Below are 14,759 nucleotides of genomic sequence, written 5' to 3'. Positions count from 1 at the left end.
GTTGTTAACCTCTTCGCAATTCTTCAACGCCCCGGTTGGCCAGCTGATCGGCCAGCTCGTTTTCCGGGTGACCACTGTGCCCCTTGACCCAGCGCCAATCGATCTGGTGACGCGCCACCTCCTCGTCCAGCCGGCGCCAGAGATCTTCGTTCTTGACCGGCTTCTTGGCCGCCGTCTTCCAACCGTTGCGCTTCCAGCCGGCCAGCCACTCGGTTATCCCCTTACGCAGGTACTGGGAGTCAGTGGTCAGAATTACCTGACAGGAACGGTTCAGCGCCGCCAGCGCCTCGATCGCCGCCAGCAACTCCATCCGGTTATTGGTGGTATTCGCTTCACCGCCATAGAGATGCTTTTCGTTTTCGCCGTAACGTAACACGGCTCCCCAGCCCCCCGGGCCGGGATTGCCCTTGCAGGCGCCATCGGTATAGATCTCAACGGCATTCACGCGTATGTCCCCTCGCGGTCGGTTCCGCCAGCGGCAGTCGAATCAGCCTGCGCCGCCAGACGGGTGTAATCGGTGTCATTCCGGCCACATCCTTGCGGGCCAGCATCATCAAAAAGGCGCCGGTACGGGCCGGGCTGCGCTTTGACCAACCAGCCATCAGGCGGCTGCGCCGACGCCAGATCGCACTGGCAAACGGCAGCCAGAAATAGCCGGACCAGGATTTCAACTCGGTCAACTCCAGCAGCGCCAGCCAATCCTGTAGCCGCCGGTGGCTGATAAAGTGGCCACGCCAGGGCACCCGCTCACGATCTTTGCGCCGCAGCAGCCGGTAAAGCCCCCAATAGCTGACCGGATTGAAACCTATCACCAGCAGATGACCGCCGGGCCGCAAAACCCGCGCCGCTTCGCGCAGCACCTGATGCGGACTGGTGGCGAAGTCGAGCACATGGTGCAGCAACACCACATCCACTACATCGGACTGCAGCGGAAGATCATGGTGATCACCGACCAGCACATTGGTACCCGCCCCCAAGGCCAGTTCGGAGCAGAGCATGAACGGGTGATGTACCGGGCTCTGATCAAACAGCGTCAAACGATTGTCAACGCTAATCTGCAACAGGTGCATCCCGTGGAGGTTCGCCAATACGCGATCGATCTGCTCGCGCTCCGCAGCCAGCAGCTCCTGTCCCAGTTCGCTGTCGAACCAGTGCCGCAACTCGGGCAGCAAAACCTCCAAAGAGGGTTGGGATCGGAACGCCATTAAACCTCCAGTTCACGTTACCCGCGCGATCGCACCGTTAACAGGGAACCTATTATAGAGTAATCTGACCTTGAAAAGCGGCAATAACCCATTGCCGGATAAACTGTTTTTGTTACACAGCCGACTGCCGGCCGGTATGACAGCCAGTCTATCGCCTTGCTACCAGCCGGCTCCACCAGTGAGGCACCGCATGTTCCAGGTCACCCCGATCCCCGCTTTCAACGATAACTATATATGGCTGCTCCAGCGCGAAGGCGAACAGCGGGTGGTGGTGGTTGACCCAGGCGATGCGGCGCCCGTTGAACGCTACCTGCAACACCAGCAGCTGCAACTGGCAGCCATCCTGATCACCCACCATCATGCCGATCATACCGGCGGTGTCAGCCAGCTGACTGCCCAGCGGGACATTCCGGTTTACGGCCCGGCCAGCTCACCATTCAAGGGGATCAGTCATCCGCTACGGGACGGCGATCGAATCGAAGTGCTCGGCCTGCCGCTGCAGATCACCGAAGTTCCCGGCCACACCCTCGACCACATCAGCTATCTCCAAGCCGAGGGCAGTGGCCAGCTATTCTGCGGCGACACCCTGTTCCTGGCCGGCTGCGGCCGGCTGTTCGAAGGTTCTGCTGCACAGATGCTGGCCGCAATGCATTATTTCAAGGGACTGCCGGACAGCTGCGAAGTCTACTGCACCCACGAATATTCGCTGGCCAACCTGGCGTTCGCCGCCGCCGTCGAGCCGGACAACCGGGATATCCAACAGGCGATCCGGCACTGCCAGCTATTACGGAACGATAACCAACCGACGCTGCCGAGCAACATCGCCACCGAAAAGCGGGTCAACCCGTTCATGCGCAGCGATCAGCCGGCGGTGGTCCAGGCCGCCGAGCGTTTCCAAGCAGGTGCCGGCGCCAGCGAAGAAGCCGTGTTCGCAGCCATCCGTGAGTGGAAAAATCAATTCTGAACGCTTTTCAGCCAAACGTTCACCCCAGCTCAACTCCTGCCTGGTCGCGCCCGCTAACGTCAGTTCAGCGGCGCGACCGCACCAGCCCCTTCCTGCCCGCCGACCGAGCACGGCATTTTTGAGTGCCTGTTGACCCTATTTTAGGCGCCCCATAGAATGGCTCGATTCAATCGCAGCATCGGCACAGGAACCCCATGATTTTCAGGCCATTTTTGACCATTCCGGTAGTCTCCACGCTTATCCTGTCCGGCTGCCAATCGCTGCCCCAGCAGCAAAGTTCAATTCCGGCGACCGACAATACCGCCCGGACGGCCGAAGCCCGGCCGACCGAGAAGGAAAAGGTCACGACTCTCGCCAGCGCATTGAGGAACGTCATCGGGCTTGAAAACCAACCCGACTCTGAGCGTTCTGAACAATCCCCGCAGGCTGTTGCAGCCGAGGAGCCTGACGACCTCTGGCAACTGACCCGCCAGCACTTCAAGCTGGACCTCGAGCAGAGCAACCGACGGATCGACGCCCAGTTGAGCTGGTACGCCCGCCATCCGAAATATATCAACCGGGTGGCCGATCGCGCCTCACGCTACTACCACCACATCATCAACGAAGTGATCGCCCGCGATATGCCGGCCGAACTGGCCCTGCTGCCGATCGTCGAGAGCGCCTTCGACCCGTTCGCCTACTCCCACGGCCGGGCGGCCGGCCCCTGGCAGTTCATCCCCGGTACCGGCAAGCGTTTCGGCCTGCGTCAGGGCTGGTGGTACGACGGACGCCGGGATGTGGTCGCCTCCACCCGGGCGGCGCTGGACTACCTGGATCTGCTGCAGAAGCGCTATGACGGTGACTGGCTGCTGGCACTGGCCGCCTACAACGCCGGCGAAGGCAACGTCGACCGCGCGGTCAAGCGTAACCGCCGGGCCGGCAAACCGACCGATTTCTGGTCATTGAAGCTGCCGAAAGAAACCCAGGCCTATGTACCCAAACTGCTGGCCGTCGCCAAGCTGTTCAACGAACCTGAGCGCTATCAGCTGAGCCTGAAGCCGTTGCCGAATAAACCCTATTTCGAAGTGGTCGAAACCCAGGGCCAGATCGACCTGGCCGAAGCGGCCAACCTGGCAGAGATCAGCATGGAGGAGCTGTACCTGCTGAACCCGGGCTTCAACCGCTGGGCCACCGACCCCAAAGGCCCTCACTACCTGGCCATCCCTGCCGACAAGGCCGAAGCCTTCGCCGAGAAACTGGCCAAGCTACCGCCAGAGAAGCGGATGAAGTGGACCCGCTACACCATCAAATCGGGTGACTCACTCGGCTTGATCGCCAAGCGCTTCAAGACCACACCCGACGTGATCCGCACCGCCAATAGCCTGCGCGGTAACCGGATCCGGGCCGGCGCCGCACTGCTGATCCCGACCGCCGCCCACAACAGCAGCGAGTACGTACTCAGCCAGGCCCAGCGCCAGCAGCGCACTCAGCAGAAGATCGCCCGCAACAGCAACAAGCAAAAGCGGACCTACACCGTCAAATCCGGCGACAGTTTCTGGTCGATCTCCCGCAAATACAAAGTGGGGGTACGCAGCCTGGCAAGCTGGAACCAGATGGCCCCCGGCGACCCGCTCAGCATCGGCAAACAGCTGGTCATCTGGCAAGAACCTAACCAGAAACTGGCCAGCGCCGGCGATGGCCGCCAGTTGGTCCGCAAGATCGGCTACAAGGTGCGCAGCGGCGATTCTCTGGCCCGCATCGCCGGCCGCTTCAATGTTAAGATCAATGACATCACGCGCTGGAACAAACTGGATAAACAGAAGTACCTGCAGCCCGGTCAGCGCCTGACCCTGTACGTCGATATCACCCGCTAACGGAGCTCAGAGGATGGACGCCACCAGCATCTTCATTATCGTCGTCTCCACCGTGCTGGCGATCCTGTTCAAATGGGTGCTGTTCCGCCGTATCCGCGACTGGATGGATCGCGACCTGATTCGTGGCTTGGCAGGCAATAACGAGGCCAAGTTGCTATACCTTCAGGAACAGCAGGCCCAATTAAAGGCCGCCGGCATCAAACGCAGCGCCCAGCATCAGCAATTGACCGAGCTGGCCGCGCAATTTGAACAAAAGCCCTGAACGGCAGTCACAGAACAACAACCATCAGCCTGATTCGGTTAGGCTTTCAACCGACTGGGCGAACAAGGGTGACGGACCACAAATGACGTTTCTGAAAAAGATCATGCTCGGTGGCCTGGTCATCGCGGCCGCCAACCTGCCGGCATGGGCCGGCACCACGCAGCACGGTATCGCCATGCATGGCGACCTTAAATACGGTGCCGACTTCCAGCACTTCGATTATGTCAATCCGGATGCCCCCAAGGGCGGCCGGATGGTGCAGTCCGCCATCGGCACCTTCGACAGCTTCAACCAATTCATCATCAAAGGCACCTCTGCCGACGGGCTGGGGTTGATCTACGACAGCCTGCTGGTGCGCGCCGACGATGAACCGTTCTCGCTATACGGCCTGCTGGCCGAGCGGCTGGAAGTGGCCGACGACCGCAGCTGGATCAGCTTCAAGCTGCGCCCCGAAGCCCGCTTCAGCGACGGCCAGCCGGTCACCGCCGAGGATGTCGCCTACACCTTCAAGCTACTGCGTGAAAAAGGCGCCCCCTTCTACCGCGCCTACTACGCCGATATCGAACAGGTCGAGGTGATCGCCCCGCAGCAGGTCAAGTTCCACTTCCGCGGCGGCGAGAACCGTGAACTGGCACTGATCATCGGCGAGGTACCGATCCTGCCGAAGCATTACTGGCAGCAACGCGATTTCAGTGCGCCGAGCCTGGATATTCCTATTGGCTCCGGCCCCTACACGCTCAGCAAGTTCGACGCCGGCCGCTCGATCACCTACCAGTTGCGCAATGATTACTGGGGCACGGAGCTGGCGGCCAACCGGGGCCGCAACAACTTCGGCACCATCGTTTACGACTACTATCTGGACGGCACCGTGGCGCTGGAAGCCTTCAAGGCCGGCGAGTACGACTTCCGACTGGAGAACTCCTCCAAGCGCTGGGCCACCGGCTATACCGGCCAGCCGTTCGTCGAGGGCCGGATACAGGTGCGCGAACTGCACCACGAGAACCCCACCGGCATGCAGGCGTTCGCCATGAACATCCGCAAGCCGAAGTTCAGCGACCAACGGGTGCGCGAGGCGCTGGCCTACGCCTTCGATTTCGAATGGACCAACCGTAATATTTTCTATAACGCCTACACCCGCAGCCACAGCTACTTTGCCAACTCCGAGATGGCCGCCAGCGAGCTGCCGGACGAGCGCGAACTGGCGGTACTGGAGCCGATCCGCGACCAGGTGCCTGACGAGGTGTTCAGCAAGGTGTATCGCGCCCCCACCACCGACGGCAACGGCAAGATCCGCAGCCATCTGCGCACGGCGCTACGCCTGTTCCGCCAGGCTGGCTGGCAACTGAAACAGGGCAAGCTGGTCAACGACAAGGGGGAGCAGTTCCAGTTCGAGCTACTGATGCGTGACAAGGCATTCGAACGAATCGTCGGTCCGTTCGTCCGCAATCTCGAACTGATGGGGATCGATGTCCAGCTGCGACTGGTGGATATCTCCCAGTTCATCAACCGGCTGCGCAGCTACGACTTCGATATGCTGGTCGCCAGCTTCCCGCAATCCAATTCGCCGGGCAACGAACAACGTGACTACTGGCACTCCACCATGGCCGACCAACCGGGCAGCCGGAATATTATCGGCATCAAGAATCCGGCGGTGGACTACCTGGTCGAACAGCTGATCCAGGCGCCGACCCGCGCCGATCTGGTAGCCCGCGCCCGGGCGCTGGACCGGGTACTGCAGTGGAACCACTACGTAATCCCGCAGTACCACATCAGCAGCTATCGAGTGGCCTACTGGGACAAATTCGGCATGCCGGCGATCCGGCCGAAATACAGTCTCGGCCTGGACACCTGGTGGATCAAACCGCAACAGCAACGGAGTGCCGCTAACTGATGGCCGCCTATATCCTGCGCCGGCTGCTGCTGATCATCCCCACCCTGCTCGGCATCCTGACCATTAACTTCCTGATCGTCCAGGCCGCGCCTGGCGGTCCGGTCGAGCAAACCATTGCCCAACTGGAAGGGCTTGATCCCGGCGCCACCAGCCGGGTCGGCTCCGGCGTGCAGAGCGATACGGTACAGACCACCAGCGGCAGCGGCGAGAGCAGCTATCGCGGCGGTCGCGGACTGGACCCGCAACTGGTCAAAGAGATCGAGGAGCTGTACGGCTTCGACAAGCCAGCCCACGAGCGCTTCTGGCAGATGCTCAAGAACTACCTGGTGTTCGACTTCGGCAAGAGCTTCTACAGCGACAAGACAGTGATCGAACTGATCATCGAGAAGATGCCGGTATCGATCTCCATCGGCCTGTGGACCACCCTGCTGACCTACCTGATCTCGATACCACTCGGCGTCCGCAAGGCGGTGCGCGACGGCACCCCGTTCGATGTCTGGACCAGCACCGTGGTAATCATCGGCTACGCGATCCCGAACTTCCTGTTCGCCATCCTGCTGATCGTACTGTTCGCCGGCGGCACCTATTTCGACTGGTTCCCGCTGCGCGGCCTGACCTCGCCCAACTTCGACGAACTCAGCCTGCTGGGCAAGATTGGCGACTATTTCTGGCATATCACCCTGCCGGTGTTCGCCTCGGTGATCAGCAGCTTCGCCACCCTGACCATGCTGACCAAGAACTGCTTCCTGGACGAGATCAACAAGCAGTACGTACTGACAGCCCGCGCCAAGGGGTTGAACGAAAACCAGGTGCTCTACGGCCATGTGTTCCGCAACGCCATGCTGCTGATCATCGCCGGCATGCCGGCCGCGCTGATCGGCATCTTCTTCACCGGCTCGATGCTGATCGAGGTGATCTTCTCGCTGGACGGGCTCGGCCTGCTCGGCTACGAATCGGTGATCAAGCGCGATTACCCGGTGATCTTCGGCACCCTGTACATCTTCACCCTGCTCGGTCTGCTGCTGAAGCTGATCAGCGATATCGCCTACACCCTGGTGGACCCGCGTATCGACTTCGAAAGCCGGGAGTATTGAGCGATGAAGCTGAGCCCGATCAACCGACGACGCCTGCAGACATTCAAGGCCAACCGCCGCGGCTACTGGTCGCTGTGGCTGTTCCTGGCACTGTTCCTGCTGAGCCTCGGCGCCGAGCTGATTGCCAACGACAAGCCACTGCTGCTCAGTTACAAGGGCGAGCTGTACAGCCCGCTGCTGAACGACTACACAGAGCTTAGCTTCGGCGGCGAATTCGACACCCTGGCCGACTACAAAGACTCCTATATCCAGGAGCTGATCGAGCTTGAAGGCGATGGCTGGATGCTGTGGCCGCCGATTCGCTTCAGCTACAACACCATCAACTACGAGCTGCCGGTGCCGGCACCGTCGCCGCCCACTGCCGAGAACTGGCTCGGCACCGACGACCAGGGCCGCGATGTCACGGCGCGGGTGATCTACGGCTTCCGGATCTCGATCCTGTTCGCGGTGGTACTGACCCTGGCCAGCTCGGTGATCGGGGTGATCGCCGGCGCCGTGCAGGGCTACTACGGCGGCAAGGTGGACCTGTTCTTCCAGCGCTTTATCGAGATCTGGTCCGGCCTGCCGGTACTGTTCCTGCTGATCATCCTGGCCAGTATCGTCGAGCCGAACTTCTGGTGGCTGCTCGGCATCATGCTGCTGTTCTCCTGGATGAGCCTGGTCGACGTGGTGCGCGCAGAGTTCCTGCGCGGCCGCAACCTGGAGTACGTACGGGCTGCCCGCGCACTGGGATTGTCCGACCGGATGATCATGTTCCGCCATATACTGCCCAACGCGATGGTCGCCACGCTGACCTTCATGCCGTTCATCTTCAACGGCTCGGTGGTCACCCTGACCGCACTGGATTTCCTCGGCTTCGGCCTGCCACCCGGCTCGCCGTCGCTGGGTGAACTGGTCGCCCAGGGCAAGGGCAACCTGCACGCCCCCTGGCTGGGCATCACCGCCTTCGTGGTACTGTCGGTGATGCTGACCCTGCTGATCTTTATCGGCGAGGCGGTTCGCGATGCATTCGATCCGAGGAAGGTGTAGATGAGCTCTCCATTGATTCAGGTCCGTGAGCTGTCGGTGGCTTTCCAGGACGGCAAAACGTCCGGACGCAAAAGCGGCCCTCCGGGGCGCACCACGGTGGTCAAGCGGGTCAGCTTTGATATCAAGGCCGGCGAAACCCTGGCGCTGGTTGGCGAGTCGGGCTCCGGCAAATCGGTCTGCGCATTGTCGATCATGCGGCTGCTGCCCTACCCGCACGCCAGCCACCCGAGCGGAGCGATCTACTACCGCGACGAAAATCTGCTGGACACCGACGAGCAGCGGATGCGGCAGCTGCGCGGCGACCGCATCGGCATCATCTTCCAGGAGCCGATGACCTCGCTGAACCCGCTGCACAATATCGAGCGCCAGATCGGCGAGATCCTACTGCTGCACAAGGGATTGAGCGGCGCCCAGGCGCGCGAGCGCACCCTGGAGCTGCTCGAACTGGTCGGCCTTCAGGATCCGGAAAAACGTCTGCGCAGCTATCCGCACGAGCTGTCCGGCGGCCAACGCCAGCGGGTGATGATCGCCATGGCGCTGGCCAACGACCCGGAACTGCTGATCGCCGACGAGCCGACCACCGCGCTGGATGTCACTATCCAGGCGCAGATTCTCGAGCTACTGCGCGAACTGCAGCAGAAACTCGGCATGGCGATCCTGCTGATCACCCACGACCTCAATATCGTGCGCCGCTATGCCCACCATGTCTGCGTGATGTGCCACGGCAAGCTGGTCGAGCAAAACGACACCGCCAAGTTGTTCGCCGCGCCGCAGCACGCCTACACCCAGTCACTGCTGGCGGCCGAGCCGGCCGGCGCCCCGCTGCCGCTCAAAGACGATCGCACACTGCTGGAAACCAAGGACCTCAAGGTCTGGTTCCCGATCCGCAAAGGATTGCTACGCCGTACCGTCGATCATATCCGGGCCGTCGACGGCGTCGATATCCAGCTGCGGCCGGGCGAAACCCTGGGGGTGGTTGGCGAGTCAGGCTCAGGCAAGACCACCCTGGGGATGGCGATCCTGCGCCTGCAGCAGAGCCGAGGCGAGATCCATTTCGACAGCCAGCCGCTCAACGGCCTGAGCCAGAAGCAGGTCAAACCGCTGCGACGCCGTATGCAGGTGGTGTTCCAAGATCCATATGGCAGCCTCAGCCCACGGATGTCGATCGCCGAATGTATCGCCGAAGGGCTGGAGATCCACCAGGTAGGCGAGCCGGCCGATCGCGAGCAGATGATCATCGAGGCACTGAACGAGGTCGGCATCGATCCGGCGGTCCGCCACCGTTACCCGCACGAATTCTCCGGCGGCCAGCGCCAGCGGGTGGCTATCGCCCGCGCCCTGGTGCTGAAGCCGGAACTGATCATCCTGGACGAGCCGACCTCGGCACTGGACCGTACCATTCAGAAGCAGATCATCGAACTGCTGCGCAACCTGCAACAGAAATACAATCTCAGCTATCTGTTCATCAGCCACGACCTGGCGGTGGTCAAAGCCCTGAGCCACAGCCTGCTGGTGATGCGTCACGGCGAAGTGATCGAACAGGGCGACGCCGAACGGATCTTCAGCGCGCCACAGCACCCTTACACCCGCAAGCTGCTGGAGGCGGCCTTTCAGTAATCCGTCGACGACAGTAAAATGGCCACTCAGACGGTAATGCTGTCAGGTTGCGCAATGCCGGTTGCGATAGAAGAAATGCTCGCCATCAGGAACGGCATAGCCTTGTAGGGCGCACTTCAGTGCGTCACCGCCGCAGGCGGTTATGGAGCCCTGAGGGCTCCTGGCCGACTGAAGCCAGCCCTACAATCACCGCCCCAATCACTTAACCGAACAGCATTACCGTTCAGACCAGGCCTGTTAACACTAAATTCGAGAGACGCGTCATTGCCCCGAAACGGGCCAGGCAAGGCGCGAGGACCAGACGTATGAAATCACCCGAAGTCGATCAAGCCCAGCCGACAAATACCGACACCAACCAGACCAAGAACGGTTACCTGGCACTGGTCTCGAGACTGGTGTTCGATGAAAAACTGCCGGTCCGCTTCATGTACAAGACCGTGCCCGAACACCTGAACGACACCGGCTGGCGGTTGTTCACCGGTTATGAAAGCGAGGAGTTCCTGGCCGACCTGGTGGTCAACACCACCCCGGTACCGCTGGAGAAATTGAGCCAATTGGACTCATCACTGAGCGAGCTGTTCGAATATAACGCCGGCACGGTCTGGGAACGCGCCCCGGGTAGCGAGGGCTGGCAGCGGGTATACGATTTCCGCATTCCGACCGAGAGCGTCGAGGTCAACATCACCAACGACGTAAGCCAGTTCAAGAACTAAAGTTCCTGTCGTGCCTGCCTGCAAACAGCGCCTTGCGATAAAGGCCATCAGCCTGCGCAGCAAGGTAATTGCGCGGCAGGCAGCACAGCAACATTGAATCCCCCACGCGCAAGCCGAGACTCGCAGCAGAGAGATACTGAGGACGATTGGGAGGGCAGTAAAAGCTAAAAAACAAAGCTCATCAGTCCACCTACTAGCAAGCGGATACTTTCAGAAACGCTCCCGCCATATCACTACCCGGGTAACGTTCGTCCAACCAGACCTGCATGCCACCAACGGTCATGAAGCCGGTGACTTTTTTCCAGATTTGGCGCTTCTGGCTTGCCACCTTACCAAGCTGTTCGTAGCAAACCCATTGTTCAGTATGTGTATCCTGATATCTGGAAACACATATATTATCGCTAAGATTTATTAGCATAGATTCTCCCTGTTTTAACCAGCCACAGTTTTTGCGCACTGGCACAACATAATTATAATACTTTGAAAAATATGACTTAATTAGCACAAGCTCGTGGTAGTTTCAGGCAAAAACAACCGAAAAATCCACGACAAGCGGCCTTGGGACAGAGAAAAAACCGCCCAATGAGGATAAAGCCAGAAGGATGGAATTAGGACTAATTCCGAGTATATAACCTCTCCCCCGTCACGATGATGACAGGGGAGAAGCAGGGCTCAATCACCTGAACGGGTCAGGTGATGCAGAGCATGACGCGAAGAATTTACAGCGGGGTAACCTGATCAGCCTGCGGACCTTTCTGGCCCTGAACTTCTACGAAAGTTACCGACTGGCCTTCAACCAGCGTCTTGCGGCCTTCGCCGATGATGGAACGGAAGTGTACGAATACATCGTTGCCGTTTTCACGCTCGATGAAGCCGAAGCCTTTCTCATCGTTGAACCACTTCACAGTACCAGTCTGTACATTAGACATTTTTTAAATCTCACTATTTTTTAGGTAAGTCAACCATCGCCACAGTCCAACAGGCTCCATGTAGACGACGGCCATCTATGCATGTATCAAGAAAGGCAGATGGGTGGGAGCAGAAAACAGTTTGAAAACAAGAATCTACAAGAACACAAGAGGCTTACTTATACACAGCAACGACAATACTACGCGAGCATGGACGGTTATACAAGCTCTTTTTATAAAATGTTTATCTATTTCGCTGTTCAGTGAAATTCATCCATTGGGGGCCACCCTTTTCTGGTCTTAATACAGCGAACGTTAACCATATTGAACAGATTGTAGGTAAGAGGTGAATAATATTAAGTAGTCTAAATATCCGCAAAAGCGTACAGTGGTACTTACAAGGGTGTCGTCGTCCCCTCCCCTGCCCCCACTGGTGTTTTATGTCCTCTCTGCGCGTGCGTTATCAGACCATCGAATTTGGCGGGGTGGATATCCACCTGCGTACGCTTCGGGACAGGCAGCAGTTCTCCGACCCTGAGGGTACGGCGGAAAAGTTGGGCATATCCTCGGCAACCTGGCCGCTGTTCGGTATCGTCTGGCCTTCGGGCGAAGTGCTCGCCCACCTGATGGCCGACTTCGAAATCGAGGGAAAACGAATTCTGGAGGTGGGCTGCGGCATCGCCCTGTCCAGCTTGTTGCTGAACCATCGCGAAGCCGACATCACCGCTACCGATTATCACCCGGAAGCTGAGCGTTTCCTGATCGAGAATACCCGGCTGAATAATGGCCAGACGATCCCCTTCGTACGGACCAGCTGGGACAGCGACCAGAGCGAGCTAGGCGATTTCGACCTAATCATTGGCAGCGACCTGCTCTATGAACGGGATCACGCAACGCAACTGGCGGGGTTTATCGATCAGCACGCCAATGCCCACTGTGAGGTCATCCTGGTGGATCCCGGCCGGGGGCATCATGCGCGTTTCAGCAAGCGCATGGTCGCATTGGGCTATTCACACAGCCAGAGCAAGCCGGCCATGACGGCGGGCGATGCATCGCCGTTTTCCGGCCAGGTACTGACCTATAACCGCTAACCGAGTACCACGCGCCGTGCACCACTCGCCGCGCGCCACTAGCCGCGCGCCAATACCTCCTGCTTGAGCTCCGGCGGCAGCGATGCGTAGTGATCGAACTCCATTGAGAACAGTGCCCGCCCCTGAGTAATGGAGCGTAGCTGGGTGGCATAACCGAACATCTCCCTCAGCGGCACCTGACCGCGGATCACCTCAACGCCACCCGCCCGCGGGGTCATTCCCTCGATCTCGCCACGCCGGGCGCTGAGCTGACCCAGCACATCGCCGGTGTACTCCTCGGGGGTCACCACCTCCAGCCGACAGATCGGCTCCAGCAGGATCGGCTCAGCCTCGCGTACCGCCGCGATCAGCGCCTTGGCACCGGCGCTGCGAAACGCCTGCTCGCTGGAGTCCACCTCATGGGAGGAGCCATCACGCAGAGTCACCTGGAGATCGGTGATCGCATAGCCACCCAATACCCCGCTGCGAGCCGCCTCATGGATCCCCTTTTCAACCGCCGGAATGAATTCGCGAGGGATAGCACCGCCACTGATCTGGTTGTCGATGCAGATACCGCTGCCCGGCGCGGCCGGTGCCAGATCCAGCACCACATGACCGTATTGGCCGTGGCCGCCGGTCTGCTTGACGTGCCTGCCTTCGATACCGGCGACCGGTTGCGAGACGGTCTCCTTGTAGGAAACCCGGGGCTTACCGGTCTTGACCTTCAGCTGGTGCTCGCGCTCCAGCCGGTCGACCACGATCTGCAGGTGCAACTCACCCATGCCGGCCAGTATGGTCTGGCCGGTCTCCTCGTCGGTAAAGACCTTGAAGGTGGGATCCTCCTCGGCCAGATGATGCAGCGCCTCACCGATCTGCTTCTCCTCCTCGTGAGTGCGCGGCTCCAGTGCGATATTGATCACCGGCTCGGGGAACTGGATCGACTCCAGCAGGATCGGATGTGCCGGGTCGCACAGAGTATCGCCGGTATGGACCGACTTCATGCCCAACACCGCATCGATATCACCGGTCGACACCTGCTCGATCGCTTCGCGGTGGTCGGCATACATGCGCACCATCCGGCCGACCCGTTCGTTCTTGTCCCGGGTGGCGTTGTAAACTTTGTCGCCCGGCCGCATCCGGCCGGAATAGACCCGGAAGTAGGCCAGGTGGCCGACATAGGGGTCGGAAACCACCTTGAACACCAGCGCCGCCAGCGGCGCATCCTCGCTGGGCGGGCGCTCCGCCGGCTGCTCGCTGCGCGGATCGGTACCGCTCACCGCCCCTATGTCCAGCGGTGATGGCAGCAGATCCACCACTGCGTCCAGCAACGGTTGGATCCCCTTGTTGCGCAGTGAGGCACCGCAGAGCACCGGGAACAGCCGGTTGGCGATCGTTGCCCGACGCAGCGCCCCGATCAGTGCGTCCGCGTCCGGCTCTTCGCCTTCGAGGTACAGCTCCAGCAGGCTGTCATCGGTTTCCACCACCCGTTCCAGCAACTGGCTTCGGGCCTGCTCGGCACGCGCCTGCAACTGGGGCGGGATATCGCCGATCTCGGGGCTGGCACCCAGCTCGTCCGGCCAACGTATCGCCTGCATCCGCAGCAGATCGATTACCCCTTCAAATTCCGCCTCGGCACCGATCGGCAGCTGCAGCAGCAAGGTACGTGCGCCCAGGCGCTGCTCGATAGTTTCAACGGCGAAGTCGAAATCGGCACCCAGCCGGTCCATCTTGTTGACGAAGCAGATGCGCGGCACCCGGTAGCGGTCGGCCTGGCGCCAGACGGTCTCGCTCTGCGGTTCCACGCCGTGTACCGCATCGAACACCACAATACCGCCGTCGAGCACCCGCAGCGCACGCTGCACCTCGGCGGTGAAGTCGATATGCCCCGGGGTGTCGATAAGATTGATCTGGTGGTCGCGCCAACTGGCGGTGATCACCGCGGAAACGATGGTGATGCCCCGCTCCCGCTCCTGGATCATCCAGTCGGTCACGGTGGTACCGTCATCCACCGAGCCGAGCCGGTGAGTACGTCCGGTGTAGTACAGCACCCGCTCGGTGGTGGTGGTTTTGCCGGCATCTATATGGGCGATAATGCCGATATTGCGAACCCGTTCGAGCTCAACAGTGTTGCTGTCCATCGACCTTGTCCTGAG

13 protein-coding genes are annotated in these 14,759 nt (G+C 60.2%); 9 read left to right on the top strand and 4 right to left on the bottom strand.

Translation table 11 applies throughout. The annotated features are described in order from the left end of the window. Positions 1-4: 4 nt before the first annotated feature. Together rnhA and K6T12_RS11685 are read right to left on the bottom strand one after the other, a co-directional pair. Positions 5-445: a ribonuclease HI gene (gene rnhA / locus K6T12_RS11690; protein WP_222222660.1), complete on the bottom strand. Its 441-nt coding sequence runs from the start codon at positions 443-445 to the stop codon at positions 5-7. Further along, a complete protein-coding gene (locus tag K6T12_RS11685) occupies positions 432-1,205 on the bottom strand; it encodes a class I SAM-dependent methyltransferase (RefSeq protein WP_222222658.1) in 774 nt (257 codons plus the stop codon). The genes rnhA and K6T12_RS11685 overlap by 14 nt, the downstream gene beginning before the upstream one ends. 190 nt (positions 1,206-1,395) lie before the next feature. On the opposite strand from K6T12_RS11685, the gene gloB reads away from it, so the two are divergent. From gloB to K6T12_RS11645, 8 genes are all read left to right on the top strand, one after another. Further along, on the top strand, positions 1,396-2,169 hold the full coding sequence (gloB, locus tag K6T12_RS11680) for a hydroxyacylglutathione hydrolase (protein WP_222222656.1): 774 nt from the start codon (positions 1,396-1,398) through the stop codon (positions 2,167-2,169). A 194-nt stretch (positions 2,170-2,363) separates the two neighbouring features. Continuing rightward, positions 2,364-4,022, top strand: a complete 1,659-nt coding sequence (locus K6T12_RS11675; protein WP_222222654.1) for a LysM peptidoglycan-binding domain-containing protein — start codon at positions 2,364-2,366, stop codon at positions 4,020-4,022. A 13-nt stretch (positions 4,023-4,035) separates the two neighbouring features. Next, the gene (locus K6T12_RS11670; RefSeq protein WP_222222652.1) at positions 4,036-4,284 is read left to right on the top strand and encodes a hypothetical protein; all 249 of its coding nucleotides are present in this window, start codon (positions 4,036-4,038) and stop codon (positions 4,282-4,284) included. Between the two features lie 82 nt (positions 4,285-4,366). Then, entirely contained in the window at positions 4,367-6,175 is a 1,809-nt protein-coding gene (locus K6T12_RS11665; RefSeq protein ID WP_222222650.1) for an extracellular solute-binding protein, read from the top strand. After that, positions 6,175-7,269, top strand: a complete 1,095-nt coding sequence (locus K6T12_RS11660; RefSeq protein ID WP_222222649.1) for a microcin C ABC transporter permease YejB — start codon at positions 6,175-6,177, stop codon at positions 7,267-7,269. Before K6T12_RS11665 ends, K6T12_RS11660 begins: the two co-directional genes overlap by 1 nt. A 3-nt stretch (positions 7,270-7,272) precedes the next feature. After that, the gene (locus tag K6T12_RS11655) at positions 7,273-8,298 is read left to right on the top strand and encodes an ABC transporter permease (protein WP_222222647.1); all 1,026 of its coding nucleotides are present in this window, start codon (positions 7,273-7,275) and stop codon (positions 8,296-8,298) included. Further along, complete coding sequence (locus K6T12_RS11650) at positions 8,299-9,915, top strand: ABC transporter ATP-binding protein (protein WP_222222645.1); 1,617 nt, start codon at positions 8,299-8,301, stop codon at positions 9,913-9,915. 305 nt (positions 9,916-10,220) lie between these two features. After that, positions 10,221-10,628, top strand: coding sequence for an immunity protein Imm33 domain-containing protein (locus K6T12_RS11645; RefSeq protein ID WP_222222643.1), 408 nt, complete (start codon positions 10,221-10,223; stop codon positions 10,626-10,628). Positions 10,629-11,347: 719 nt separating this feature from the next. On the opposite strand, the gene K6T12_RS11640 is transcribed toward K6T12_RS11645, so the two are convergent. After that, complete coding sequence (locus K6T12_RS11640; RefSeq protein WP_222222641.1) at positions 11,348-11,557, bottom strand: cold-shock protein; 210 nt, start codon at positions 11,555-11,557, stop codon at positions 11,348-11,350. A 434-nt stretch (positions 11,558-11,991) separates the two neighbouring features. Here K6T12_RS11640 and K6T12_RS11635 point away from each other — a divergent pair, with 434 nt between their 5' ends. Then, a complete protein-coding gene (locus tag K6T12_RS11635) occupies positions 11,992-12,627 on the top strand; it encodes a class I SAM-dependent methyltransferase (protein ID WP_315853600.1) in 636 nt (211 codons plus the stop codon). A 38-nt stretch (positions 12,628-12,665) separates the two neighbouring features. Here the strand turns inward: K6T12_RS11635 and fusA are convergent, their stop codons facing one another. After that, positions 12,666-14,744, bottom strand: coding sequence for an elongation factor G (gene fusA, locus K6T12_RS11630; protein WP_222222637.1), 2,079 nt, complete (start codon positions 14,742-14,744; stop codon positions 12,666-12,668). Between the last annotated feature and the right edge of the window lie 15 nt (positions 14,745-14,759).

The organism is Marinobacterium arenosum (assembly GCF_019795155.1).
GTDB lineage: Bacteria > Pseudomonadota > Gammaproteobacteria > Pseudomonadales > Balneatricaceae > Marinobacterium_C > Marinobacterium_C arenosum.
This window is presented reverse-complemented; position numbering and strand designations above follow the sequence as displayed.

Bases quoted from the DNA above. Each gene is read 5' to 3' on its own strand.
- K6T12_RS11685 (WP_222222658.1), bottom strand. From the start codon at position 1,205: ATGGCGTTCCGATCCCAACCCTCTTTGGAGGTTTTGCTGCCCGAGTTG.
- gloB (WP_222222656.1), top strand. From the start codon at position 1,396: ATGTTCCAGGTCACCCCGATCCCCGCTTTCAACGATAACTATATATGG.
- K6T12_RS11675 (WP_222222654.1), top strand. From the start codon at position 2,364: ATGATTTTCAGGCCATTTTTGACCATTCCGGTAGTCTCCACGCTTATC.
- K6T12_RS11670 (WP_222222652.1), top strand. From the start codon at position 4,036: ATGGACGCCACCAGCATCTTCATTATCGTCGTCTCCACCGTGCTGGCG.
- K6T12_RS11665 (WP_222222650.1), top strand. From the start codon at position 4,367: ATGACGTTTCTGAAAAAGATCATGCTCGGTGGCCTGGTCATCGCGGCC.
- K6T12_RS11660 (WP_222222649.1), top strand. From the start codon at position 6,175: ATGGCCGCCTATATCCTGCGCCGGCTGCTGCTGATCATCCCCACCCTG.
- K6T12_RS11655 (WP_222222647.1), top strand. From the start codon at position 7,273: ATGAAGCTGAGCCCGATCAACCGACGACGCCTGCAGACATTCAAGGCC.
- K6T12_RS11650 (WP_222222645.1), top strand. From the start codon at position 8,299: ATGAGCTCTCCATTGATTCAGGTCCGTGAGCTGTCGGTGGCTTTCCAG.
- K6T12_RS11645 (WP_222222643.1), top strand. From the start codon at position 10,221: ATGAAATCACCCGAAGTCGATCAAGCCCAGCCGACAAATACCGACACC.
- K6T12_RS11640 (WP_222222641.1), bottom strand. From the start codon at position 11,557: ATGTCTAATGTACAGACTGGTACTGTGAAGTGGTTCAACGATGAGAAA.
- fusA (WP_222222637.1), bottom strand. From the start codon at position 14,744: ATGGACAGCAACACTGTTGAGCTCGAACGGGTTCGCAATATCGGCATT.